The following is a 26,670-nucleotide window of genomic DNA, read 5'->3' as shown; positions in this document are numbered from 1 at the left end:
ATAACTCCATTGTAATCTACTAATTTTATTTTAATAATAAATCTTATAAATATAATTCTAAAAGTTAAATTTTTTGAAATACAGAACTAAAATTATTTTTATCCTGATTTTATAATAGTTTTAAATTTCATATGTATTATGAAAATATTGTTTCCAATATAACCTTGAATAATAGCTTAAATAATTCATAGAGCATTTATTTATATTTTGAATGAGACATAACTATATAAATTATACAATAAAACATAATTATTTATATGCTTTTAAAATTATTTTTTTGTAATATAATCTTAGGATATTAATCGATAGGTTTACTCATATTCATTTAAATTCGAAGTTCACATAAAACCGCAGATTTTAATTCTATGCTTAAAATATAAAGGCTGTAATAATAAACTCATCACAACCTTTAAAAATAATTAATCTTCATTATTAAATTCATTAAAATCTATAATCTTTCCTGTCTCAGCATCTCTCATTCTGCCATACTTTAACGTCTTTTCATAATCTTTAATCTTTTCTCTCATAGAAATAATTATAGATGATAATATGAATATATCATCAATTAAACCAATACCAAACACAGGGTCAGGCAATAAATCTAATGGTGAAATTAGGTATACTAATCCTATTATTAGCAAAATCTTTTTTCTAAATTTTACATTTGTATCAAATAAATATTTAAATATAATCTTAATTTTCTTAAAAAAATTTAAGATTTTCATTAATCTCACTCCATCTATGTTTAACCCTGATTATTCATATAACTTTGAATAATATGCTGTAAGTTTCTAATTAGAAGATTTCAGTGAATTTGAAGGCATACCGAGTTGGTATGTCAAGAATTTAATGGATATCTTCTAACAACGAAAGCAATTACGTAGTAATTGCAACACACCGTTTCAACAAGGCGCAAGATTGTGCACTGCCTGTTAAATATAAACGATACCCGCTACCTATAGAGGTGATCGTCATCTTGCGCCTTGTTATAAACAGAAAAACTTTATTAATGAAACTCATTCAAAGAATGAGTAAGCGATTCACATAAAATCATAGATTTTAGTTCTCTGCTCATAGTTTTTAATTTTCTATGGATAATCTGGGTTTAAGTATATTTATTTAAATTATACCACTTCTAATATCAATGTTGCAAGCAAAAGGAGTTTTTTGTCATTGCATACTTCTTCTCAAGCTTGCATTTTTTATGTATTAGATATATTATATACTCTAGTATACAAATAAAACTAACTTTTTAGGAGGTAACAAGGATAAAATGTACGATTATCATGTTCATAGTTTATACTCCGTAGACTCTAAAGCACCGATGAAAGACGTTGTCCAAAAATCTATAAGCCTAGGAATGAAAGAACTATGTTTTACCGATCATACTGATTTCAATGTTTCTGGTAAAGATTTTGCTTTTGATACAGATAAATATTTTGAAGAAATAAATAATTATAAGCAAGTTTACTCTAAACAAATTGAAATACTTAAAGGCATTGAACTGGGAATACAACCACATATTTTAAAAAGATGTGAAGATTTTATAAATTCAAAACCTTTTGACTTTGTTATTTTATCTTTACATGTATGTAATAAAAAAGATTTATACTCAGATAATTTTTTTAATGATATAACACCAGAAGAAGCATATACGAAATATTTAGAGGAATTAACATATTGTGTTAAAAATTATAAGGCATATAATGTCTTAGGTCATGTGGATTTAATTAGAAGATACAATGAAGAAGTAGCTAAGATTGATCCTATGCTATTTTATGATCATCTAAAAGAAATATTTAAAATTGTAATTGAGAATAATAAAGGTATTGAAATAAACACTGGTGGTTTAAGATATTGGCTTAAAGATATAAATCCAACATATAATGTATTAAAGCTTTATAGAGATCTTGGCGGTGAGATAATAACTTTTGGCTCAGATTCACATAATCCTGAAGATCTATGTGCAGGCTATGATTATGCAATAGATGTATTAAAGCTTGCTGGTTTCAATTATATAACTACTTTTAAAAATATGAAACCCAAATTTGTAAGAATATAGTTATTGGTATGTAATAAAAATGCTATATGACCTGTATTATGTTAATATGATACAGAGCATATAGCATTTAATATAACTATCAATATTTAATCCAAATTTCTATTTTAACTCAGATTATTCATAGAAAATTATGAGCAGAGAACTAAAATCTATGATTTTATGTAAATCGCTTACTCCTATGAAAGAATTGAATAGGAGATTCATTTTTAAATATATTCTGATTAAAAGATGTCCATTTAATTCTCGACATACCAACTCGGTATGCCTTCTAATTCACTGAAATCTTCTATTTCAGAAACCTACAGCATATTATTCAAAGTTATACGAATAATCAGGGTTAATTTATCTTCTCTACTTAACTCCCGAGCATATTATATAATCAGGGTTATTATTTTTCTAAAGCAACTAAAATAAATTTTCCTCGAAAAACTTGTTTCTGGTTAGCATATGTAAATACATGAACAAAAAACTTATTATCTCTTACTCTTACAACCTCAGCTTTTGCAATAAGCTTTCGTCCTGCTTCTACTGGTTCTTTATATTTTATATTAGCTACTCCTGTAACTGCCACATCTGCATCTATAACTGCCATAGCAATAGACTCTGCTTGAGCATAAATATGATGCCCTCTTACTATGTTAGTCTTTGTAAATGCCATTTGATTATCTGTTTCTAATATAGTTATACCGTTTTTACCTAAATTTAAATCAACTAGCTCTCCTACTATTTCTGTGCCACCAATAGATCTAACTTTAGAATAATTTAATTCAGCTACATTTTTAATTCTTTCTCTAAGCTCTGGAATACCTAATTCTAACCTATCGAGTCTTATGGTCTGTATACTAACGTTATACATTTGCATTAGCTCTTCATCTGTTAAAAATGGATCCTCCTTTAAGCTTTGCTTTAATTTAATTTGTCTTTGTTTCTTTGGTAATCTTGCCTTCATATGCATTCCCCTCATTTAATACTAAATATATCACCTAATATTAAGATTATAATAAGACAATGATAATTTCAAGATAATATTTACACTTTATTAACATTAAATCCATTTTAATTTTTTATCCCTAATTATTTATATAATTTTTAAATTGTCTATTGCACATTATTTATGCCATTTATAAATAATTGGGGATAATAATAAGCTAACTTATTAAATTTTTTGAACCATATTTTTATGTACATAAAAATTTTAAAAATCTAGTAGTATTACTTTCTGTAGATTAACAAAAAGATAGCGACATAATCACTATCTTTTTTCTTTACTCAACTTCAATTACTTCTTTGTTTTTATAATATCCACATTCTGGACATACTCTATGAGGAACTTTTGGTTCATGACATTGTGGACATTCTACAAGTGTAGGTGCAGAAACCTTTGAATTTGAAGCTCTTCTTTTATCTCTTCTAGCCTTTGAAATTTTACGCTTTGGTACTGCCATTTATTAACACCTCCTTAATTACTTAAAAAAATTCTCTAATTTGCTAAGCCTTGGATCAATATCATTAATCTCACAATTACATTGCTTTTCATTTAGATTTTGTCCACATTTAGGACAAATCCCTTTGCAATTTTCATCGCATAAGGTTTTCATTGGCAAATTATATAAAATTACTGTTTTAATCATGTCAGTAATATCTATTTTGCCATTTTCATGATAAAATATAATATCTTCATATTCTTCTTGCTCTTCTTTTTCTATAATTTTCCCTGAAAAATTCTCATGAGCCTTTCTATTAAATGCATTTAAACATCTATCACACACATCAATACACTGATAATCAACTGTCCCATTTACATACAAACTAGCTTTATCTACTTTATATATTTCTAAGTTTATATCTATAGGTGTAGTAAATTCCAGTTCCTTTGTTTCTAGTGCTAAAAGATTCATACTAATATTCTCTTTTAAAGAAATTTTGAATTCTTCACCATTAATAATATTTTGTATATCAATTCTCATTATATTCACCTCATGAACATAGCCAAAATTAATTATAATAAATTAGTTGTTATTTTGTCAAGCTTTAAAAGCAAATCAGTATATAGACATCTAATCACTTTCAATGAAAAGCCAGTAGATGTCTATTCAAAATAGTCTATATAAAATTATAAACAATATTAATCATAATGAATATAATTTGCATATATAGAATTCAAAAACTTAATTTTGTAATCTTTTATGAAAAGACTTTTCTATACTAATGCCTTTGTATCTCTAGCAATCATTAATTCTTCATTTGTAGGAACAACTAATACTTTAACTTTTGCATCATCAGTACTTACGACAACTTCTTCTCCTCTGACATTATTTTTATCAGAATCAACTTTTACTCCTAAGAAATCTAAACCTTCGCAAATTTGTTCTCTCATACTAATAGAATTTTCTCCTAATCCAGCTGTAAATACTATTGCATCTACTCCACCCATTATAGCAGCATAAGCGCCTATATATTTTTTAACTCTATTAGCAAATTTATCTAGTGCTAATTTAGCTCTATCATTTCCTTCATTAGCTGCATTTTCAATATCTCTAAAATCACTGCTTATTCCAGAAATACCTAAAACACCAGATTTTTTATTTATTAAATTATTAACACCACTAATATCTAAGCCTTCTTTTTCCATTAGGAATGGAATTATTGCTGGGTCAATATCCCCACATCTAGTTCCCATAGCTAGACCTTCTAATGGAGTAAGTCCCATACTAGTATCTACACATTTACCGTTTTTAACAGCTGCTAAACTAGCTCCATTACCTAAATGACAAGTAATTATTTTAAGATCTTCTATATTCTTATTTAAAATAGCTCCAGCTCTTTGTGCAACATATTTATGAGATGTTCCATGAAAACCATATCTTCTTATACCATATTTCTCATATAATTCATATGGTAATGGATAAATATAAGCTTCTTTTGACATTGTTTGATGAAAAGCTGTATCAAACGATCCAGTCATTGGAGTATTTGGCATAATTTCTTTACATGCTTTTATACCTATGATATTTGGTGGATTATGTAATGGAGCAAGATCACTACAATCTTCCATAGTTTTTATAACCTCATCAGTTATTACAACTGATGTTGCAAATTTCTCTCCACCATGAACAACTCTATGACCTACAGCATCAATCTCATCCATAGATTTAATTGCACCATGCTCTTCATCCAATAAAGCTTTAACAACTAGTTCTAAAGCAATTTTATGATTTTCCATAGGCTGCTCTATTATTGCCTTTTTACCATTAGCTTTATGAGTAATTTTTGATCCTTCAATTCCTATTCTTTCAACTAAACCTTTTGCTAATACACTTTCATCAGTCATATCAATCAATTGATATTTTAAAGATGAACTTCCACAATTAATTACTAGTACTTTCATAGCTTACCTCCTATAAATTCTAATACCATCATTATTCATATTAATACATCTATTAAAAAAAATCAACAATTATAGTACTATTATTTGTAACATTGAATAATTTTATTTAATAACCTTGTTTTTATAATTCTTTTATAATAAACTATCTTAAACAATGAATAATAATTTCGAAAATGTAAAACTTAAAAATTGTTATTCAATTTATTAAACAAAAGTTGGTGAATAAAAATGAACATTGTCGGATTGGTGACAGAATATAATCCTTTTCATAATGGTCATAAATACCATTTAGAAATGTCTAAAAAAATAACAAGTTGTGATTATAGCATTTGTGTTATGAGTGGTAATTTTGTACAACGTGGAGAACCTGCAATAGTTGATAAATTTCATAGAGCTAAAATGGCTGTTAAAAATGGAATAGACTTAGTTATTGAACTACCTATCATTTACGCTTGCAGAAGTGCTGAAGCATTTGCACAAGGAGCTATTGCGACACTTACTTCTACAAATGTAGTAAAAAGTTTAAGCTTCGGTAGCGAATGTGGTAATATAAATACTTTGAAATTACTAGCAGATATAATATGCGAGGAACCTTTTGAATATAAAAATATGTTAAAAAATAATCTAAAAAAAGGCATGTCTTTTCCAAAAGCTAGAAGCAAAGCCTTAAAGAAATATCTATTAGATAATAATAATTTTGATTTAACAAATGTTGATGATATACTATCCAGTTCGAATAATATTTTGGGTTTAGAATATCTTAAAGCACTAAAAAAACTTGACAGTAATATAGTACCTTATACTTATGAGCGTATAGGTTCTGAGTATAATGAAAGAAATCTTAATGGCTTCTTTTCTAGTGCTACTGCTATTAGAAAACTACTTAATTCTAAAAAATATATTGATGAAATTAAACTAGTAGTTCCAACATGCACTTATGAAATTCTTAAAGAATTTCATGAAAAATATAATAGTTTTAATAATTTAGCAAATTACAATGATATTTTATTATATCTACTAAGAACAAATAGAGATTTATATGATTTCCATATTTTAAATATTGAAAAAGGTTTGAATGACAGAATATATCAAGCTAGTTTAAAAAACAATGATATCTATAAAATTATTGATTGTATAAAAACTAAAAGATACACTTACACTAGAATAAAACGAATTTTAATGCATATTTTATTAAATTTAGATAGTGATTTTCTTTTAAAGCATACATATGATAACCCATACTATATTAGAGTATTAGCTATGAATACTAAAGGCATGAAAATCTTAAAGAAAATAAAAAAAGAATCAGATATTCCTATAATAACTAAATTTTCTGATTCAAAATATCTAAATACAATTACTGAAACTGGTAAAAAAATATTGTCCTTAGAAAAAAAAGCAACTGACATTTATTTCTTGCCATTTAAAACAAAACAACTTACAACAAATCTTGATTACAAGGTTTCTCCTTATATACATAAGGAATAATTTGATAGTATTAGGAGTAATTCAAAAATATAAAATTCAAATTCATTATTTTGAATTACTCCCTTTTAGTTTATAATTCTATAGCCCTCGCCCAAAGAATCTCATCAAGCTTAACAAAATCCTTTATAGCATCTTTACTTACTGCTTCATCTACATTCAATATCATAAGAGCTGTATCTCCTTTTGTTTTTCTACCAACGTGCATAGTCGCTACATTTATGCCATCTTTACCTGTTAGTGTACCAACCTTTCCTATAACACCAGGAACATCTTTATTTTTAAGAATAATCATTTTTTCACTTGGAGTTACATCCATTTTGTATCCATTCATTTCTACTAATATACCTTCTCTTTTCATGGAAATAGCTCCTGAAAATGTGTATTGTTTCATATTTACATCTGTTATTTTTACATTTATTAAATTTGAATAGTTGTTATAATTCTCTTCATATTTTTTGAATTTAATTCCTATTCCTGATTTTTTAGCTAATACCTTAGCATTTATATAGTTAACTTTGTCTTTTTTAATTGGTTCAAGTAGTCCTTTGAGAAAAGCAATATTAACCATATCAACATCAAATTTACTTGCATCTGCCCAGTAATTAATTTCTACGAATTTTACAGCATCTTTAAATAATTGATAGTATAATTTACCTATTTTCTCCATCATGTCAATATAAGGTTTTACAGCCTTTAGCTCATCTCTATGGATAACAGGTAAATTTACTGCATTAGGTACTATTTCACCTCTTATACCATTGATAACTTGCATCGCTATTGTTTTACCTACATTTTGCTGTGCTGAAACAGTATTTGCTCCTATATGAGGTGTTACTACAACATTATCAAACTCATATAATGGACTTTCATGTCTTGGTTCTTTTTCATGAACATCTAAACCCATGCTGCCTATTTTACCATTCTTCAAACCCTCATATGCAGCTTTTTCATCAATTATTTTACCCCTTGCGGCGTTTGTTATGTGAACACCCTTCTTCATCATTTCTATTTCATTATAACTTATCATCCCAATTGTTTCTTCTGTTCTTGGCGTGTGAATGGTTATGAAATCAGCTATTTTAAGAAGTTCATCTAGTGTTTCACATTTTTTAACATCATATTGTTCAAATCTCTCATCTGTAATATATGGATCATATGCTATTGCATCCATACCAAAAGCTTTCATTCTAGTAGCTACTAATGATCCTATACGTCCTAGTCCAATAATTCCTAGTGTCTTTCCATACAATTCGGTACCTTCAAATTTATTTCTATCCCATCTTCCTTCTCTCATACTTTTATCTGCTTTTGTAATATTTCTAGCTTGTGCAAACATCAATCCTATTGCTAGTTCTCCTGCTGAGATACTATTAGAATCAGGAGTATTTGCAACAATAATTCCTCTTTTTGTAGCTTCAGGTATGTCAATGTTGTCAATTCCATTTCCTGCACGACCAATGATCTTTAATCTTTTTCCTTTTTCCATAAGCTCACTATTAACTAAAGTTGCACTTCTAACTATAATAGCATCATAATCTTGAATTACGTCTAATAATTCTTCTCTTGTCATATCAATTTTTAAATCTACATCAAATTTACTTTTTAACAAATCTATACCACTATCATCAATTTTTTCAACAATAATTACTCTTTCTCTAGTCAATTTAAACACCTCAATTTTATTTTTTAATATTCATAATATTCGCAATATTCCAAATATTTAACTTGAAACTTTCAATCATTTTACGCTAGCGTATATAAAATAATGAAATTTCATTCATATATTAGGTTCTTCACAAAAAATAAAAACTCCGCCCTATACAAGGACGGAGAGTATTATCTACGTGGTGCCACCTTATTTCACTAAAAAATAGTCTTTAAAATGTAACGGTTTACCCGTCAAAGGTTTTTTACCCCTTTGAAGCTCTAGGTTGGATTCAATAATCCCTAATATCGATTTTCACCATCCATCGACTCTCTACAACTAGACAATTATTTACTACTACCCTTCATAGCCTTTATTTGTTTAACTCATTATACAAGAAAAATATTAAAAATTCAAGTGATTTTCGAAAAATAATTTATTGATTTATTGCTTTATTTGGCTGAAGGTAGTGTAGAACTACCCTGAGGTATTATTAATATTTTAGGATTATTAGATTGTTTAATAGCAGCATCTAAGGCACTCTGTAGTGTTTTATAAGGCTTAAAGAAAACTATCTTTGCATCTTCATCTTTCAAGTCTGTTACTATAAAAACACTATTATTCTTCACCACTTGTCCAATAGCTGCAGCTTTATGACCTCCTAGAACAAATTCTTTTCTCAATTTATTTATTAGCTCTTCTGGAGACTGAGCATCTTTTATCCATTGTTCAAAAACCTTTTCTCCAAATCCTTCTTTACATTGAGCAACCAATATGATTATTCCACCATCTTTTATTGCATGTTTAGCATTATCTAGTGATTTTTGAGTTTGATATAAATTCACATCTTTTGGATAGCCACCTGGTGATACTATTACAATATCAGCGCGTTCTTTTATTTTAACATTATATATTGAATCTAAAAATTTACAACCTTGTCTATGAGCTAATATATAATCTCCACTAAATGCTTTTAATATTTTTTTGTCTTTATTTAACACTACATTTAGTATAAAATCTATATTTAATAATTTACCAACTTCATCTATGTCCTCTCTAACAGGATTGCCCTGAATTTTACCCGATTTAGCTCTATCATCTAATTGAAGCTTATGGTTATTTGAAATACTTTTGTAATTAGCTGCACCTGGCATAACAGCTTTTGCCCCACCTGAATATCCAGCAAAGTAATGATATTCAATATTACCTGTACATATTTTAATATCTGCCTTTACTAATGTCTTACATAAATAGACAGGTGTAGCTCTCTTTGTATCTCCTATGTAAACATATTCATCTTTATTGCTATCTATAGCTTTTATTGATCCATAAATTTCGCTTCCTAGCAACATTTCCTGTTCTTCTTTTGTATGAGATCTATGTATACCCATTCCAAATATAATAGTTATATTTTCGTTTTTTATACCTGCTTCTTTTAATTCAGCTATGATATATGGTAATAGCTTTTTTGAAGGAGATGGTCTAGTTATATCACTAACCATTATAGCAGCTGTCTTACCTTTTTTAGCAATGTCTTTTAATCTATCACTTTCTATTGGATTGTTTATAGCATATTCTAGTTTTTTTTGTTCTTCTTCTAAGCTTATTTCATTATTGGGTAGATTTGCATTAATAATATTTACATCAAAATTTTCTGGTATAGTAGCTTTCGTTATTGTTTTTCCATATTTTAGTTCAATATTCATATCTATTCCCCTTTTCTGCATAATTACAACAATGTTATTTATAATAATAACATATTTAGAGGTAATCTTAAAAATTAGTTTCCTAATTTAATTAATTATTACTTTCATATATTGTTTTAAACATCAAATTCTAAGTCTATGATTTTAAAAACATCTTCTTGTTTGGCAAATGATAAATTTAAGAAAACTGGAGGCTCATTCACGCTATCATCATTATTTATATAAAATTGTCTTATATATAATTTAAATATATCTTGCTCAGCATCATATTCATAACCTTGTATTACCATATCCTTATATATTAGCTTTGAATTTTTTTCATATATCATCCATTCTTGCCTATTCCCATTAATGGTTTTGTAGATTTTTATGTCACCATTATCTTCTATAAGATTAAGCTTTCCTGCTATTATTTCTTCTATTACTGAAACATCCCCTTTTGTTTGAGCTCTTACAAATTTTAATGCCATATTAGTTATAAAAGGAAAATATTCATGTTCTACTTTATAAATTTCAGCTTTTTTTTGACTTTCTCCACTATTTTTTCTTAACTGTTCTATTTGAGATTTTAGTAAAGCCTCCTTTTCTTTTACTGCATCAAGCTTACTATTTAAATCTTCAATTGTTGCTTGTTTATTCCTAATCTCTTCTTTGTATTCATTATTACTCATACTACAACCACTTATATTTATTAAGTATATGAAAATCATTATTATAAAAATAATCAACCTATTTTTCTTCTTCATACTTTCCCCTCCAATATTAATCTAAATTATTAATTAAATACCGTTTATGGATATTTGGTAGTAAACCCAGATTATTTCTATACAGCATATTATTTGATCGTTATATGAATAATCAGGGTTGAATTTTAATATAATATACCAATCATAACAACAGGAGGTATATATGATTAACTTTCTTTTATTATTATTATCATTTACATATATATTCAATCATTTCAAAAAAAAATATGCCCACTGGAAAAAAGCCTTTTTTTTTGTATTAGTTATTCATATTGTAGTATTACTCGCATTTCTAATACTATTACAGCCAGAGACAGCATTAAAAGCAGGTGTAGAAGGTGTTAATATATGGCTAAATATAATTTTGCCCTCTTTGTTTCCATTTTTTGTTTGTTCTGAAATTTTAATAAACTTAGGTATAGCTGATTTTATAGGTACGCTTCTAGAACCTATTATAAAACCTATCTTTAATGTTCCAGGACAAAGCGCATACGTTTTTTCAATTAGTATTGCTTCTGGTTATCCTATTGGCGCTAAAAATGTTGCCAATTTATTAAGTAACAATGAAATTGATACTATAAGCGGTCAAAAAATACTATCATTTTGTAGTACTTCTGGTCCTTTATTTTTAATTGGTTCAGTTTCAATAGGAATGCTTAATAACCCTTCTTTAGGTACTTTATTTGCCATTAGTCACTATATAGGAGCTTTAGGTGTAGGTCTTATTTTTAAATTTTACTATGATTTCAAATATAAAAATTCACACTATAGCTTTATTAATAATATTTCACTCAATACAGCTTTAGATAAACTCATTCAAAAAAGAAGAAAAAATGATAAATCCATAGGTGAACTTTTGAGTTTAGCCGTCATAAAATCTATGAATACTATTTTAATGGTCGGAGGTTTTATTATACTTTATTCTATAATAACAAACCTCCTGTTAAGTACAAAAATATTTGATGTATTCTCATCAATATTATGTTATATAATTCCATCTATTTCTAAAGATCTGATTAAAGGTCTATTGTGTGGATTTATAGAGATGACAAATGGCTGCAAAATCATTGCAGCTGTAGGTAATTCTAGCTATGTAGCAAAACTATCCGCTATAAGCTTTATAATTGGATGGAGCGGCTTATCTATTCATAGCCAAGTAATTAGTATAATAAAAGAAACTAAGCTGAAATTAAAGCCTTATATAGCTGCAAAATTTGCTCATGGACTTCTTTCAGCTGTTTTAACATTAATTATTTATAAAAGTTTCTATTCCCAGAATGATTATACTATAGTATCAAAAATAAATACGAATGTCTATTTATTTCCTAATAACTGGTTGAACATTTTTGTATTTTCTTTGAAATTATTTGCGGTAGTAATCATTACATTATTACTCTTTGGTGTTGTTTACAATTTTATTACAAGTAAAATAAATAAAAGAAATTAAATGCCTTTTAGCTCATTTCTATTTTCATCTAATATTTTGATTGTCTCTTTTAATTTCTCTTGCATTTCCTTAAGCAGCTCATCGGCATATTCTATGCTTCCAATTCTTATTTCTTTTGCATTATTTTGTGCTTTCTTTATTATATCATTTGCTCTATCATTTGCTAACTTAGTTATTTCATCTTTTTCAATCATCTCTTCTATATGAGTTTTTACTTCATCAACTATAGTATCTGCTTCATTTTGTGCTTCTGCTAAAATCCTTTGTCTTTCTTCTTTAATCCATTCAGCTTGTTTTATTTCATCAGGAAGTTTTATTCTTATAGCCTTGATAATGTTAAATATTTCCTCTTTGTCAACCATAACTTTTCCTGTCAAAGGAATTACAGAAGCATCTTCCACAATATCTTCTATTTCATCTAATAATTTTAATACATCCATATTAAAACTAAACCCCCTTAATTTTTCTTATTACAGCTTCTCTAACAACTGGTGGAACAAATTTAGACACATCACCATTGAATTTAACAACATCTTTAACTAAACTAGAGCTTAAATAAATATAATTACTACTAGTCATTAAAAACACTGTTTCAATATTTTGATCTAAACATTTATTGGTTAATGCCATTTGTAGTTCGTACTCAAAATCAGTAGTTGAACGTAATCCCTTAACTATAATAGAAATGTTATTTTGCTTAACATAATCTATTAATAGTCCCGAAAAACTATCAACGATTACATTATCTAGATGTTTTGTTGCTTCTTCTATAAATTTTACTCTTTCATTTACACTAAACATTGGGTTTTTTGCAGGATTCTTCAATACACTAACAATGATTTTTTCAAATTTTTTAGAACTTCTTTCAATAATATCTATATGACCATATGTAATTGGGTCAAAGCTACCTGGATATACTGCAATCATTATTTTCCTCCTTCATTTCATAAAAAGTAACAAACGTATTGCCATATTTTCTACAATCAAGAACATGAAGCTTGTTAATTGAACTTGGTAATTTTTCATCACTTGAATGCTCAACAATTACAATACATCCAGTCTTGATAATATTATCTTCTATTAATTGTTCTAATGAAGAAACTACAAATAATTTACCATAAGGTGGATCCATAAAAACAAAATCAAATTTTAATTGTCTGCTTCCTAATTTTTTTATAGCTTTAATAACATCTGTTTTATAAACCTCTGCCTGCTCTTTGAGTTTTGTTTTTTCTAGGTTTTGTTTTATAACTCTATTAGCATTAGAGTCCATATCTATAAAAAAACATTTTTTCCCTCCACGGCTTAAAAATTCAATTCCCATTGAACCAGACCCAGCAAATAAATCTAATATATATGCATTAGAATCTATTTGACCTATAATGTTAAATATAGATTCTTTTACTTTATCAGTTGTAGGTCTTGTTTTATTACCACTTGGAGCCTTTAGTTTATGTCCTTTAGCTTTTCCTGTTATTACTCTCAGGGCTTTCCCCTCCTACAATTCATATTTTAGCATGTTTTAATATTATATACAAATTCTCTTAACTTAAATACTAATATAAGGCAAAGTTTTTCTATAGAAGATTCCCAATGCTAATTTTTGTTTTTTAAATTGAAAAATACATTTATTTCAAAAATATTATTATAAATTAAAAACTCTTATCTATTTCATTTATATCATTAAATAATTTTTGTATTTTATTATTCAACAAATTATTTTCCTGTGAAGATAATAATTCTTTATTTGATATAATTTTTTTTGCTGCTGTTTGTGCTTCTTTTAGAATATCTATATCTGTAAAAACATTAGCTATTTTAAAACTTGGCAGTCCATGTTGCCTAATTCCTAAAATATCTCCTGGTCCTCTAAGCTCCAAGTCTTTTTGAGATATTATAAAACCATCATTTGTTTCTTTCATAATATGCATTCTTTTTACTGATATTTTATTATTCCCTCTATTTATTAGTATACAATAAGCTTGCTCACTGCCTCTACCAACTCTTCCTCTTAACTGATGAAGTTGAGCTAAACCAAATCTTTCAGCATTTTCTATAACCATAATATTTGCATTTGGAACATTTATACCAACCTCAATAACTGTTGTTGATATTAAAACATCTATATCTCCATTCTTAAATTTTTCCATAACATATTCTTTATCAGTATTTTTCATCTTACCATGTATTAATGCAACCTCAATATCTGAAAAGTAACTATCAATTAATTCATCATACATTACTTGAGCTGATTTCAAGGTATCTAAAGCTTCTGATTCTTCAATTAATGGACATACTATGTAAGCCTGTCTTCCTTCTTTTATTTGCTCTTTAACAAAATTATAAACCCTATTAGACATATTGTTACCTACTGGGTATGTTTTTACAGGCTTTCTTCCTGGAGGTAATTCATCTATAACCGAAATATCTAAATCTCCATATAATATTAAAGCTAATGTTCTAGGAATTGGAGTAGCTGTCATAACCATGACATCTGGATTATAACCTTTATTAGCTAATGATACTCTTTGTCTAACTCCAAACCTGTGCTGTTCGTCTGTTATAACAATTCCTAGCTTATCAAAAATAACACTATCCTGTATCAAAGCATGTGTTCCTATAAGTATGTTTACTTGAGAATTTTTAATCTTTTCTTTTACTACTTCTTTATTTTTTTGTGTCATGCTACCTACTAATAAATCACATCTAATACCAAAAGGTTTTAGTATGTTATTAACTGATTCATAATGCTGCTTAGCCAAAATTTCAGTAGGAGCCATCATGACTGCTTGATATCCAGAGCATACTGCATGATACATTGCTAAAATAGCTATTATCGTCTTTCCAGAACCTACATCTCCCTGTATTAATCTATTCATTGTTTTATTAGAATTCATATCAGATAATATCTCGCTTAAAACTTTATCTTGGGCGTTTGTAAGCTTAAAAGGAAATGTATCTATTAAATCATATATCTTTGGGCTTTTATTAAACTTTATACCCTCGTTATTGTTTATTTTTTTTCTGATACTCATTAAACCAAGTTGAAACATAAAAAACTCTTCAAAAACTAACCTTCTTCTAGCTTTGGCATAACTATCCATATTTTGCGGAAAGTGTATATCTTTTAGAGCTGTTTTTAGATCTATTAAATCATTTTGAATCATTAAGCTATTAGGTAAAGTATCTTGTATTGTATCTACAGTATCAGTTATAACATTATCAACTATTCTAATTATATCATTATTTTTTATACCTTTTGTCAATGGGTATATTGGAGTAATTTTACTTATATTTTTAAATTTATTATCTGATTCTATTACAGGATTATGTATCTCAATACGATTATACACTCTTTTGATTTTTCCAGTAACAATAATCTTTTGACCAATTTTAAACTTATCCTTCATATAAGCTTGATTAAACCATACTATTTGTGCTGTAGCTGTTTCATCTCGCACTTGCATTTTTAATATTGTTAATTTTCTATTTGGTCTAGACATAGCTGCTTTTCCTGCAACCCATAATTCAAAGGTTTGTCTCTTTCCATCTTGACCTTGTACAATTTTTATTTTCTCAGATTTATCTTCATAGCCTCTGGGAAAATAATAAAGAGCATCATAATAAGTATTGATTCCAAGTTTTTTCAATTTTTCAGCTCGTTTTGGTCCAACACCTTTTACATATTGAATAGAATTACATAATGAATCCAAAATAGTGCCCTCCTATAATTAACCTATTACCCCTTAAATTAAACTCCTATTCACTTTATTCCTAGGAGTAAGCGAATAGCTGTACCTCATATTCATTTCTATAATATGAAACTCCTACTCATTTTCATTCCTAGGAGTAAGTGATTTACACCAAATCACAGACTTGGGTTCTCTGCTTTCTTAATCTTTGCCTTACATATCTTAATACCATTTTTTTTGTGATTTTAACTTTTTTATTTCTCTCTTTATTGCTCTTTCAAACTGTAACTCCTACTCACTCCGTTCCTAGGAATAAGCGGAGTTGTACCTCCTATTCATTATATTCATAGGAGTAAGCGACTCACATAAAATCATAGATTTGGGTTCTCTGCTTTCTTAATCTTTGCCTTACATATTTTTAATACCATTTTTTTGTGATTTTAACTTTTTTTATTTCTCTCTTTATTGCTCTTTCAAACTGTAACTCCTACTCACTCCGTTCCTAGGAATAAGCGGAGTTGTACCTCCTATTCATTATATTCATAGGAGTAAGCGACTCACATAAAATCATAGATTTTAGTTCCCTGCTCAAAATCATAGATTTGGATTCTCTGCTTAAAGAAAAAAAGTTAAGCATCACATCTACTTAACTTTTTATCTTTAAATAAGATTTATTCAAATCATTGTAGTCCTTTTATAATAATAAACTATCATACTTCTAAAAAGCTAAGAATAAAAAATATTAAGTAAAAACATTATATATAATTCTATAATTTATTCAACTGAAACTAAATAATAATATAATGGCTGACCTCCATAAACAAGTTCTATATCACAATCATCTATTTCAGATTTAATCTTAGAAACTAGTTGTTGAGCATCTTCTAGGGTCACATCTTCTCCATAGAAGATAGTAACTATATCAGTGTCTTCATCAATCATTTGACTAATCATCTCAAAACTTGTATTTTCTAAATCTTTACCAGCTTTAACTATACTACCATCATAAATACCAATGATATCTCCTTCTTTAATCTCTATATCATTAATAACAGTATCTCTTACGGCTGTAGTAACCTCTCCACTTTTTATATCTTCTAGTGCTTCTGTCATACATTCAATATTCTCGTCTAAATCTAAATCACTATCAAATGAAATTAAAGCACCAACACCTTGAGGAATATTTTTTGTAGGAATAATTCCAATGTTTTTTTCACTTATTTTCTGTACCTGCTGTGCTGTTAAAATAATGTTGCCATTGTTAGGCAGTATAATTATATTCTCTGCTTTCAAAGAATCAACAGCTTTTAATATATCTTCTGTACTAGGGTTCATTGTTTGACCACCCTCTATGATGTAGTCAACATTTAAATCTCTAAAGACATCTTCTACCCCTTTACCTCTAACTACAGCAATTATCCCATATTTTTTCATTTCTTGACTATCATTTTCTTTTTTATCTTCTTCATTAAATAAAACATTTTTATGCTGCAATCTCATGTTTTCTATTTTTATATCCATTAGTTCACCAATACTTAAAGCTTTTTGTAAAACTGTTCCTGGCTCGTTAGTATGTATATGTGTTTTTATTATATCTCCATCACCTATTACTATAATAGAATCACCATACTTTACTATCTGCTTTCTAAAGTTTTCTGAACTATCTTTTGCATTATTTATTATAAATTCAGTACAATAACCAAATTTTATATCTCCTGTTACAATTTCATGTGTTTGTTTTGGAGTATTATCATGTACTATATTAATATCGACATCTTCCTTGCCTATCAATACGTTATAAGCACCTTTTAGTATTATTAATAATCCTTTTCCACCTGCATCTACTACGCCTGCTTGCTTTAATACATCAAGCATTTCTGGTGTTTTTTGTAATACCATCTCCCCATGGGATAATACCTTTTCTAAAAACACTATTATATCACTTTCATTTTCTGATAATTCAATTGCTTTCTCGGCACACTCTCTAGCTACTGTAAGTATGGTACCCTCAATAGGTTTCATTACAGCTTTATATGCAGTATCTGAAGCTAATCCAAAAGCCTGTGCTATATCTTTTATACCTAGCTTGTCCTTTCCTCTTAAACCTTTAGCAAAGCCTCTAAAAAGCTGAGATAATATAACACCTGAATTTCCTCTAGCTCCCATTAAAGAACCTTTTGAAGCTGATGTTGCTATATCTTCAATATTATCGTTATTCATCTTAAGAATTTCCTTTGAAGCTGAGCTTAAAGTCAAAGACATATTTGTTCCAGTATCACCATCTGGTACAGGAAATACATTTAATGCATTTACCTGCTCTTTGTTGTTTTCTAAAGCTTTCGCTCCTGCTATCAGCAATTTTTTAAGCATAGCTCCATCAATATATGTAATATTCAACATTGATACCTCCTTACTTTTCCTTTTGAACTCTAACACCTTGTACGTAAACATTAACTTTATCTACTTCAACTCCTGTTAACTGTTGAACATTATATTTGACTTTTCCAATAATATTATCCGCTACAACAGATATTTTAGTACCAAATTGCACTATAATAAACAAATCTATATTAACTTCATCGTCATTAATAGTAATCTTAACACCCTTTGTAAGATGTTCCTTCTTTAGTAATCTAACTAAATTATCAGTTGTATTTTTAGAAGCCATACCAACTAATCCATAACATTCCATTGCAGATATAGCAGCTATAGTTGCAAAAACATTTTCATCTATCATTATATTTCCATATTGATTATTAATAGTTTTTGGCATCAACAAACCTCCTCTTAAATCATCTCTTATTATAATACCTTATTATGAAGCTACGTTCAATAAATTACCCAAATAATCTAGGTTAAATATATTATACCCTTTTTTATTAACTAATACCACTTCTATAGTTTCATTATAGCAAACTTGCTACAAAATAAATATAATTTTATATGAATTATATATTTTTAAAAAAAGGATAAACTATATTTATTAGTTATTAAACCAAAATTATTCATAAAATTATTAGCAGAAAACTAAAATCTGTAATTTAACTCACGAGTAGAAAACAGAAATCTATGTTTTTTGTAATTCAAACTAATTCAGGGGATAAAAACGAAAGTAAATTTGAAATTAGTGGCCTAATAGAAAATTTATTTATACCATAGTCTCGTACTTCCTCTTAATTAGCAATTCACACTTACTTAATCATAAATTTTTTACTAATATATTACAATATATTAGTAAAAATTTATGAATATTCAAGATTTAATTAATGTTGTAGTGTATTCTTACTCCTACTCACTCTGGGTTAATATTAATACTATTTATTTTGCGATTTTTACATTTTCATTTCTCTAATATAATACTATTTTTAAGTTTTTATTGCAATATTATGTATATGTATGTTAGAATAGTAATGTTCGCAGGTTTTCGTTAAGGAGTAACAGTTTAAGGAGGTGTTTGCTTTGTCTAAATATTGTGAAATTTGTGGTAAAGGTAAAGTATCTGGTAATATAGTTACTTTCTCTAAGCGACATATAAGAAGAACTTGGAAACCTAATATCCAAAAGGTTAAAGTTTGCATAGATGGAACTGTAAAAAGAATGAACGTTTGTACTAGATGTTTAAGATCTGAAAAAGTAAAAAGAGCTTTATAATAGTAGGCTTCCAAAAGGAAGCCTATTAGTTTACCTAAAATTTTTTATTATTAGTTACAGTAAATATGTAGACCTATTTTCATAAGACTAATTCCAATTACACTTAATAACACCCAACTTGGCAAATATATTATTGCTACAATCATAAAGATTATTAGTAAAGAAGCTATAAACAATTTATTTTTTATCAACACATTTATCACCTCTATAACATATTAAATAATGCCCATGCTAATGCCAATAGAAGTATTCCTAATAAAAAAAACCATATTGATAAAGGTACTACTTGTATAACAACTATTGCACCTACTACCCCTAATATAATACCTGCAACTTGTTTGAAATTCTTGCTAAATCTGAATTTACCTATTTTGTATTTCTTTAAATTTCTAAAATTAATTTTTGGTAAAAGTTTGCTCATATCCCTCCCCCCTAATTCATATTTTTAAGTTTGTATTTGATTCATTATCTCTTCCGAGGTCTTATAATCTACGATTAACTTAAAATACTACTTATAACATAATATTACAACAAATAGTTTTTGTTACATATTTTTTTGTTTTTTATACTGCAAAGTACAATAATTAGTATCTAAGTTTTCTAAAATATATTTTTAGCAATATTTTATTATTATATTTAACACTATTTATTGAACATTTTCTTTCTAATACTCCATTTACTTTTCCCTTTATATGACCGATAAAACTAATTAAGTTTCTCCTAAAAAAAAGACCTGCTCAAAACTAATTCTGAGCAAATCTTTTACTTTAGTCATCCGCTTTTATTATTAAACATGTTCCCTTATGTATCTTTATTTTACCCCTTTTTCCCAATATTTCATTACTCACTCCTAGAAGTGATGAGTATTCAAACTTTCTATTGCTTACTTCATATTTGAAGCCTTCAGTGCTAACCACAGCACCCTCATTTGAAACAGGTATTATAGAAATATACTTATGTGTATTATCAAAAACAGCTTCTGACTCATCTAATAATGATATTTCATTATTATTATCAACTATTGTAGCTTTTATATTTTTCTTATTCATTTTATTTAATATGAGTATATTCCCCATAGTATGATCCAAACGTGTTCCTATTACACCACCTATTACAACTTCTTTTGCTCCTAACAAAGCAGCTTGTTCTAACGCTAGTTCTAAATCAGTGTAATCTTTATTTGTAGGAAATTCTATTATTTTTATACCCTTTTCTTTTATTATTTCTAAATTTTTTAAACTTATTGAATCTAAATCTCCAACAACAATATCTGGAATTAATCCATATTCAAATAAATGTTTAACTCCTCCATCAGCACAAATTATATATTTTGCATCCTTAGCAATTTGTAAAATTATGCTCTCTTTTAGTAAAGTACCACTGCCTAATACAACAATTTTCAATTTTTATCCCTCTTTTAAAACTTAGATAATCTATTAAAACTCAGTTAATCTTCTAAAATTCTTTATAGTTAAATTGATATCTTTAGAATTAAAAACAGCTGAGCCAGCTACGAATACATTTGCTCCACATTTAAACACTTCAGCTATATTATCTTCTTTGATACCACCGTCAACTTCTATGTCAATATCTAAGTCCCTTTCATCTATTAATGTTCTTAATTGTTTGATTTTGTCTTTCGTAGCTTCTATAAATTTTTGACCTCCAAAGCCTGGATTTACTGTCATTATTAATACCATATCTACATCATTTAATAAATGCTTGACACATTCTATAGGTGTAGCTGGATTTAAAGCTATTCCTGCTTTAATACCAAAACTCTTAATTAATTGTATTGCTCTATGTACATGCACTGTTGATTCATAATGTACTGTAATAATATCTGCACCAGCTTTAACAAAATCTTCAATAAACCTTTCTGGTTTTTCTATCATTAGATGTACATCAAATGGAATTTTTGATATCTTCCTAAAATCTTTAATTACGACCTGTCCAAATGTTATATTTGGTACAAACGCTCCATCCATTACATCTATGTGTAATAAATCAACTCCTGCATCTTCAACCTTTTTTATGTCTTCTCTAATATTACTAAAATCCGCTGACAAAATTGATGGTGAAATCTTAATCATATTAATATCTCCTTCTTTTACTTATTTCATCCATGAGGTTTAAATAGCTCTCATATCTTTCTTTGCTAATTTTACCCTCTTCTAACGCCTCTTTAACTCCACAATCTGGCTCATTTTTATGCATACAACTATTAAACCTACAATTGCAGCCAAATTTTTTTATCTCTCTATAAAACTCTTTCAACCCATTTTCATCTATGTTGCTTATATCTAAGGAACTAAAGCCTGGTGTATCGACAACTAATCCCCCACAAGAAAGCTCCATAAGCTCTGCACTTCTTGTTGTATGCTTACCTCTATTAGTTTTTTGACTGATATCACCTGTTTTTAGTTCAAATTTTGGCTGTATACTATTTAGAATACTTGATTTTCCAACACCCGAAGGACCTGCAAAAACAGTTATATTATCTTTTAAACATACTTTTAACTCTTCAATTCCCTTGTGTTGTTTACAACTTGTAACTATAACCTTATAGCCAGCTTTTTCATATATATTAATAATATCTGAAATCTCTTTTTCATTTGATAAATCTATTTTATTAATGCAAATCAAAACATTTAAACCTTTCTCTTCTGCAACTAATAAAAATCTATCTAATAACCATAAATTTGGATCAGGATTTTTAATTGCAAATACAATAACTGCTTGAGATACATTTGCAACTGTTGGCCTAATTAGCTCATTCATGCGTTTTTTTATTTCTTTTATATAGCCAGTCTTGTCACCTTGTGTTACTTCAATACAAACTTTATCTCCTATTAATGGTTTGATTTTCTGTTTTCTAAACAAACCTCTAGCTCTACATTCGTATATACCTTCATCAGTTTTTACGTAATAAAAGCCTCCAATTCCTTTCATGATTATGCCATCAAGCATTTATAATCCTCCTAAAAAGTATATTCAACGTCATCAATATATACTCCATCAAAATAAATCTCAAACTTTGTAAATCCTTCTCCTGTTACTTCTATTTTTATTCCGCCTTGACTAGTATTAACAGTTTTTTCGTATATTACTTCTTTTTGCTCATTTTGAATTTTGTATATCTTCACATCAACTGTATCTCTATCCTCTGGAAGCTGTATATTCAATGTTTCTTTTTTAGTATCTGTACTTGTATTACTATCTTTATCAGTATCAGTTATTGTATCATTGTTTGTACCGGTTTCAGTACCACTATCTTCAGTTGGCTCGCTACCATTACTAACTATAAAATCAACAACTACATTTTCTTCTACTTCTTGTCCTGCTGGGTGACTTTGGTGGATTACTATATTTTTAGAAACATCATTATTCTTTTCATATTTAACCTCGCCTAAAGCAAATCCATTTGAAATTAGGTCTTTTTTAGCTGCATTTATATCTTTTCCTATATAATTTGACATTATCAAATAATTAACTTTGGGACCATTACTTATTGTATAATTAACTCTTGTACCTTTTTTTACCATCTGAAAGGCTTTTGGACTTTGACTAATAACTATACCTGTAGGTAAATCGCTAAAATCATGCGTTATAACACCTTCTTCTAATCCTTTATTATTTAATACAGCTTCAGCCTCATTAGAAAGTTTGTTTAATAAATCTGGTACTTCTATTAATTCAGACCCTTTACTTACAGTAACCTCTAAAGGGAATCCCGATTTCAAAGTATTTCCTGCTTTTTCTGTTTGATATACTATCTGTCCCTTGCTATAATCATCATTAAACACTTCATTTTTAACAACTAACTCTAAACCTAATGCATTAACTTGCTTTCTTGCCGAGTCAACATCAAGTCCTATTACATATGGTATTGGTATTTCTTCTTTTACTAGATAATCTTTAACATATAAATACCCAATAGCTAATCCACAAGTAACAACAAATGCTAGTATTATTGCAACAATAGTTACAAGCACTTTAGAGCTTTTATTATTTTCTTTTTGCTTTTTGTTGATTTTTTTAGCTTTAGGATTTCTCCTTCTACTTGTTGGTACAACAATTTCTTTAGTTTCATTATCTTTTTTCATCATAACCTCTTCTTTAGGTATAACCATTGTTGGTGAATCATCGTAACATTTAAATTCTATAGTATCTTCCTTTAAATTATTCTTAGCTTTTTGCAAATCATCTATTATTTCTTCTGCATTATCATATCTTAAAGCTTGATCTTTTTGGACTGCTTTAGTTACTATTTTCTCCAAAGTCTTGGGAATAGAATCATCAATTTCGCATAAAGGAGTAATATCTTCTTGTATATGCTTTAATGCTACTGATATTGGACTATCTCCTTGAAATGGTACTTTACCTGTCAACATTTCATACATGACAATACCTAATGAATATAAATCAGACTTTGCATCAGTATATCCTCCGCGAGCTTGTTCTGGAGAAAAATAATGTACTGAACCTATTACATTACTAGTTACAGTTACAGTTGATGTAGTTGCTGCTCTAGCAATCCCAAAATCTGTTACTTTTATTTTCCCATCATCGTCTATCATTATATTGTGAGGTTTAATATCTCTATGAACAATTTTATTTTTATGTGCATTATTTAGTGCTTCAGCTATTTGCAAGCTAATATCTATAACTTCTTTTGGCTTTAGTTTGTTTTTTTCCTTTATCAATTGCTTTAGAGTTTTCCCTTTCACATATTCCATTACAATATAATGAATATTATCTTCTGCCCCAACATCATAAATACCAACAATGTTTGAATGAGATAAACTAGCAGCTGCTTGAGATTCTCTATTAAATCTATTAATAAAATCTTCATTGTTAGTAAATTCTTCACGTAATACCTTAACTGCAACATATCTATGAAGAAGACGACATTTGGCTTTATATACTATTGCCATTCCGCCTCCACCGATTCTCTCTATTATTTCATATCTATTACCTAGAGTTTTTCCAATCATATAATAACCTCTTTTCTAATCAATCTTTATAATAGTAACAGTAATATTATCTTCACCACCAAGTTCATTTGCTTTTTCTACCAAACAATTACATGCTTCTTGCGGAACTTCTATTGTACTTAAAATATGTTTAATTTCTTCATCACTTAGCATATTTGTCAAGCCATCAGAGCATAACAATACAATATCTCCTTTTTCAATGTCTCTTTCAAATACATCAACCTTTAAATCAACATCAGTTCCTAAAGCTCTTGTTATGATATGTTTTTGTGGGTGATCTTTAGCTTCTTCTTTAGATATACTCCCATTTCTAACTAATTCTGCTACTAAAGAATGATCTTGAGTTAATTGTGTTAACTCACTATTATTGTATATATAAGCTCTACTATCCCCTACATGTCCAATTATTGCTGAATTTTCTGTGAAATATACCATTGTTAACGTAGTTCCCATTCCATTTAGACTTTCATTTAACAGCCCTTCATTATAAATAATCCTATTTGCCTCAGTTAGTGTCATATGTATAAATTTAGGTATTAGAATATCTTTATTAATTAATGCTTCTCTATTTTTATCAAGCATATCTTCAACAGTTTTTACAGCTAAATAGCTAGCTGTTTCTCCACCATTATGACCTCCCATACCATCTGCAACAACAAATAACTGCAATTCTACAATATCTGAATTATAATATGAATCCTGATTTACTGTTCTTGTTTTCCCTATATCAGAACAAACACCAAAAATCATAAAAACCCTCCACTCCAAATTAAATAATCTAACCTTGATTCTGACTAATATATTTATTTCTTAATTGTCCACATGCTGCATTTATATCAGAACCCATCTCTCTTCTGACAGTTGTACTTATACCTTTTTGACATAAAGTATCAGCAAAGCCTTTTATATTTATATTATTAGACTTTTTATATTCAACTTCTTTAATATTATTTAATGGTATCAAATTGACATGACATAACATGCCTTTAATTAGAGAATACATTTTTAAGGCGTCTTTTTTATTATCATTAACTCCGTTTATTAATGTGTATTCAAATGTTATTCTCCTATTTGTTTTATTAATATAATACTTACAAGCTTTTATTATTTCATCTAAACTGTATTTGTTGGCTATTGGCATTATATTCTTTCTCTGAATATCAGTAGTAGCATGTAAAGATATTGATAATGTTATAGGTAATTCTTCATTTGCTAAATCATATATTTTAGGCACCAACCCACATGTTGATAGTGTTATATGTCTATATCCAAGGTTTATTCCTAATTCATCATGTACTATTTTTAAAAATTTTATGACATTATCATAGTTATCTAATGGTTCCCCAGATCCCATAAGCACTATATTATTAACTTTAATTTTTTGATCAGCTTGTATTTTATATATTTGGTCAACAATTTCTCCTGCTGAAAGATTCCTAATAAGTCCCTCTTTAGTAGATGCACAAAACTTACACCCCATTTTACAACCAACTTGTGTAGAAATACAAGCTGTGTTACCGTGTCTGTAAGGCATTAAAACACTTTCTATTATGTTACCATCATTAAGACAAAATAAATATTTTTTTGTACCATCTAATTTTGAATCATATCTTTCAAGTATTTTTATATTTTCAATATAATATTTATTATCTATTCTACTTTTCAATTTTTTAGATAAAACTGATATATCTTCAATAATATTTATATTTTTATTATGAATCCACTCAAAAACCTGATTCGCTCTAAAAGGTTTAATACCATTTTCTTCAAAAATCTTTCTCAACTCTGTCAAAGTATATGACTTTAAATCTTGTTTATTATTCAAAAAATCCCTCCAAGCTACAATTA

General features: G+C 27.9%; 25 protein-coding genes and 1 other annotated feature. Of the genes, 4 read left to right on the top strand and 21 right to left on the bottom strand.

Features of this window, described 5'->3' with window-relative positions:
* Positions 1-419: 419 nt before the first annotated feature.
* Positions 420-725 carry a YkvA family protein gene (locus AYC61_RS12810; protein WP_066503009.1) on the bottom strand — a complete coding sequence of 102 codons (306 nt, stop codon included), beginning with the start codon at positions 723-725 and terminating at the stop codon, positions 420-422.
* Between the two features lie 548 nt (positions 726-1,273).
* Here AYC61_RS12810 and AYC61_RS12805 point away from each other — a divergent pair.
* On the top strand, positions 1,274-2,062 hold the full coding sequence (locus AYC61_RS12805) for a histidinol-phosphatase HisJ family protein (RefSeq protein WP_066503005.1): 789 nt from the start codon (positions 1,274-1,276) through the stop codon (positions 2,060-2,062).
* Between the two features lie 388 nt (positions 2,063-2,450).
* Here the strand turns inward: AYC61_RS12805 and fapR are convergent, their stop codons facing one another.
* From fapR to AYC61_RS12785, 4 genes are all read right to left on the bottom strand, one after another.
* A complete protein-coding gene (gene fapR, locus AYC61_RS12800; RefSeq protein WP_066503003.1) occupies positions 2,451-3,011 on the bottom strand; it encodes a transcription factor FapR in 561 nt (186 codons plus the stop codon).
* Positions 3,012-3,327: 316 nt separating this feature from the next.
* Positions 3,328-3,507 carry a 50S ribosomal protein L32 gene (gene rpmF / locus AYC61_RS12795; protein WP_066503001.1) on the bottom strand — a complete coding sequence of 60 codons (180 nt, stop codon included), beginning with the start codon at positions 3,505-3,507 and terminating at the stop codon, positions 3,328-3,330.
* 18 nt (positions 3,508-3,525) lie between these two features.
* The gene (locus AYC61_RS12790) at positions 3,526-4,029 is read right to left on the bottom strand and encodes a YceD family protein (protein ID WP_066502998.1); all 504 of its coding nucleotides are present in this window, start codon (positions 4,027-4,029) and stop codon (positions 3,526-3,528) included.
* 233 nt (positions 4,030-4,262) lie between these two features.
* Positions 4,263-5,450 carry an acetate/propionate family kinase gene (locus tag AYC61_RS12785; protein ID WP_066502996.1) on the bottom strand — a complete coding sequence of 396 codons (1,188 nt, stop codon included), beginning with the start codon at positions 5,448-5,450 and terminating at the stop codon, positions 4,263-4,265.
* 228 nt (positions 5,451-5,678) lie between these two features.
* On the opposite strand from AYC61_RS12785, the gene AYC61_RS12780 reads away from it, so the two are divergent.
* On the top strand, positions 5,679-6,938 hold the full coding sequence (locus AYC61_RS12780) for a nucleotidyltransferase (protein ID WP_066502994.1): 1,260 nt from the start codon (positions 5,679-5,681) through the stop codon (positions 6,936-6,938).
* A gap of 70 nt (positions 6,939-7,008) precedes the next feature.
* Here AYC61_RS12780 and serA read toward each other — a convergent pair whose 3' ends face one another.
* The 3 genes from serA to AYC61_RS12765 form a co-directional block, all read right to left on the bottom strand.
* Positions 7,009-8,610: a phosphoglycerate dehydrogenase gene (gene serA / locus AYC61_RS12775; RefSeq protein WP_242866792.1), complete on the bottom strand. Its 1,602-nt coding sequence runs from the start codon at positions 8,608-8,610 to the stop codon at positions 7,009-7,011.
* Between the two features lie 147 nt (positions 8,611-8,757).
* Positions 8,758-8,960: a binding site (T-box leader), on the bottom strand.
* A gap of 75 nt (positions 8,961-9,035) precedes the next feature.
* Positions 9,036-10,289: a nickel-dependent malate racemase, LarAH6 family gene (larAH6, locus tag AYC61_RS12770; protein ID WP_066502986.1), complete on the bottom strand. Its 1,254-nt coding sequence runs from the start codon at positions 10,287-10,289 to the stop codon at positions 9,036-9,038.
* 116 nt (positions 10,290-10,405) lie between these two features.
* A complete protein-coding gene (locus AYC61_RS12765) occupies positions 10,406-11,035 on the bottom strand; it encodes a hypothetical protein (RefSeq protein ID WP_066502978.1) in 630 nt (209 codons plus the stop codon).
* A 163-nt stretch (positions 11,036-11,198) separates the two neighbouring features.
* On the opposite strand from AYC61_RS12765, the gene ylbJ reads away from it, so the two are divergent.
* Positions 11,199-12,482 (top strand): sporulation integral membrane protein YlbJ, encoded by a 1,284-nt coding sequence (gene ylbJ / locus AYC61_RS12760; RefSeq protein ID WP_066502976.1) that lies wholly within the window; start codon positions 11,199-11,201, stop codon positions 12,480-12,482.
* Here ylbJ and AYC61_RS12755 read toward each other — a convergent pair.
* The 6 genes from AYC61_RS12755 to AYC61_RS12730 all read right to left on the bottom strand — a co-directional run bounded on the left by AYC61_RS12755 (position 12,479) and on the right by AYC61_RS12730 (position 18,947).
* On the bottom strand, positions 12,479-12,922 hold the full coding sequence (locus AYC61_RS12755) for an ATPase (RefSeq protein ID WP_066502974.1): 444 nt from the start codon (positions 12,920-12,922) through the stop codon (positions 12,479-12,481). The two genes, ylbJ and AYC61_RS12755, sit on opposite strands and share 4 nt — an antisense overlap.
* A gap of 7 nt (positions 12,923-12,929) precedes the next feature.
* The gene (gene coaD, locus AYC61_RS12750; RefSeq protein ID WP_202906835.1) at positions 12,930-13,409 is read right to left on the bottom strand and encodes a pantetheine-phosphate adenylyltransferase; all 480 of its coding nucleotides are present in this window, start codon (positions 13,407-13,409) and stop codon (positions 12,930-12,932) included.
* Positions 13,387-13,968, bottom strand: a complete 582-nt coding sequence (gene rsmD / locus AYC61_RS12745; RefSeq protein WP_066502969.1) for a 16S rRNA (guanine(966)-N(2))-methyltransferase RsmD — start codon at positions 13,966-13,968, stop codon at positions 13,387-13,389. Before rsmD ends, coaD begins: the two co-directional genes overlap by 23 nt.
* Before the next feature lie 166 nt (positions 13,969-14,134).
* Entirely contained in the window at positions 14,135-16,195 is a 2,061-nt protein-coding gene (gene recG / locus AYC61_RS12740; protein WP_066502967.1) for an ATP-dependent DNA helicase RecG, read from the bottom strand.
* Between the two features lie 753 nt (positions 16,196-16,948).
* The gene (locus AYC61_RS12735; protein ID WP_066502965.1) at positions 16,949-18,574 is read right to left on the bottom strand and encodes a DAK2 domain-containing protein; all 1,626 of its coding nucleotides are present in this window, start codon (positions 18,572-18,574) and stop codon (positions 16,949-16,951) included.
* 10 nt (positions 18,575-18,584) lie between these two features.
* A complete protein-coding gene (locus AYC61_RS12730) occupies positions 18,585-18,947 on the bottom strand; it encodes an Asp23/Gls24 family envelope stress response protein (RefSeq protein ID WP_066502962.1) in 363 nt (120 codons plus the stop codon).
* Between the two features lie 677 nt (positions 18,948-19,624).
* On the opposite strand from AYC61_RS12730, the gene rpmB reads away from it, so the two are divergent.
* Positions 19,625-19,825 (top strand): 50S ribosomal protein L28, encoded by a 201-nt coding sequence (gene rpmB / locus AYC61_RS12725; protein ID WP_420806812.1) that lies wholly within the window; start codon positions 19,625-19,627, stop codon positions 19,823-19,825.
* Between the two features lie 205 nt (positions 19,826-20,030).
* Here rpmB and AYC61_RS12720 read toward each other — a convergent pair whose 3' ends face one another.
* The 7 genes from AYC61_RS12720 to rlmN form a co-directional block, all read right to left on the bottom strand.
* Positions 20,031-20,246, bottom strand: coding sequence for a hypothetical protein (locus AYC61_RS12720; RefSeq protein ID WP_066502960.1), 216 nt, complete (start codon positions 20,244-20,246; stop codon positions 20,031-20,033).
* A gap of 346 nt (positions 20,247-20,592) precedes the next feature.
* Positions 20,593-21,228 (bottom strand): thiamine diphosphokinase, encoded by a 636-nt coding sequence (locus tag AYC61_RS12715; RefSeq protein WP_066502959.1) that lies wholly within the window; start codon positions 21,226-21,228, stop codon positions 20,593-20,595.
* 33 nt (positions 21,229-21,261) lie between these two features.
* Positions 21,262-21,918 carry a ribulose-phosphate 3-epimerase gene (gene rpe / locus AYC61_RS12710; protein WP_066502956.1) on the bottom strand — a complete coding sequence of 219 codons (657 nt, stop codon included), beginning with the start codon at positions 21,916-21,918 and terminating at the stop codon, positions 21,262-21,264.
* Position 21,919: 1 nt separating this feature from the next.
* Positions 21,920-22,795 (bottom strand): ribosome small subunit-dependent GTPase A, encoded by an 876-nt coding sequence (gene rsgA, locus AYC61_RS12705; protein WP_066502953.1) that lies wholly within the window; start codon positions 22,793-22,795, stop codon positions 21,920-21,922.
* A gap of 11 nt (positions 22,796-22,806) precedes the next feature.
* Positions 22,807-24,822: a Stk1 family PASTA domain-containing Ser/Thr kinase gene (gene pknB / locus AYC61_RS12700; RefSeq protein ID WP_066502949.1), complete on the bottom strand. Its 2,016-nt coding sequence runs from the start codon at positions 24,820-24,822 to the stop codon at positions 22,807-22,809.
* A gap of 15 nt (positions 24,823-24,837) precedes the next feature.
* Positions 24,838-25,572, bottom strand: coding sequence for a Stp1/IreP family PP2C-type Ser/Thr phosphatase (locus tag AYC61_RS12695; RefSeq protein ID WP_066502946.1), 735 nt, complete (start codon positions 25,570-25,572; stop codon positions 24,838-24,840).
* Between the two features lie 28 nt (positions 25,573-25,600).
* Positions 25,601-26,647: a dual-specificity RNA methyltransferase RlmN gene (gene rlmN, locus AYC61_RS12690; protein WP_066502944.1), complete on the bottom strand. Its 1,047-nt coding sequence runs from the start codon at positions 26,645-26,647 to the stop codon at positions 25,601-25,603.
* Between the last annotated feature and the right edge of the window lie 23 nt (positions 26,648-26,670).

Origin of the sequence: Abyssisolibacter fermentans (assembly GCF_001559865.1) — a bacterium.
In the GTDB taxonomy this organism is placed as follows: Bacteria; Bacillota; Clostridia; order Tissierellales; family MCWD3; genus Abyssisolibacter; species Abyssisolibacter fermentans.
The sequence above is the reverse complement of the archived record's forward strand: the minus strand, read 5'-3'. Positions and strand labels throughout refer to the sequence as shown.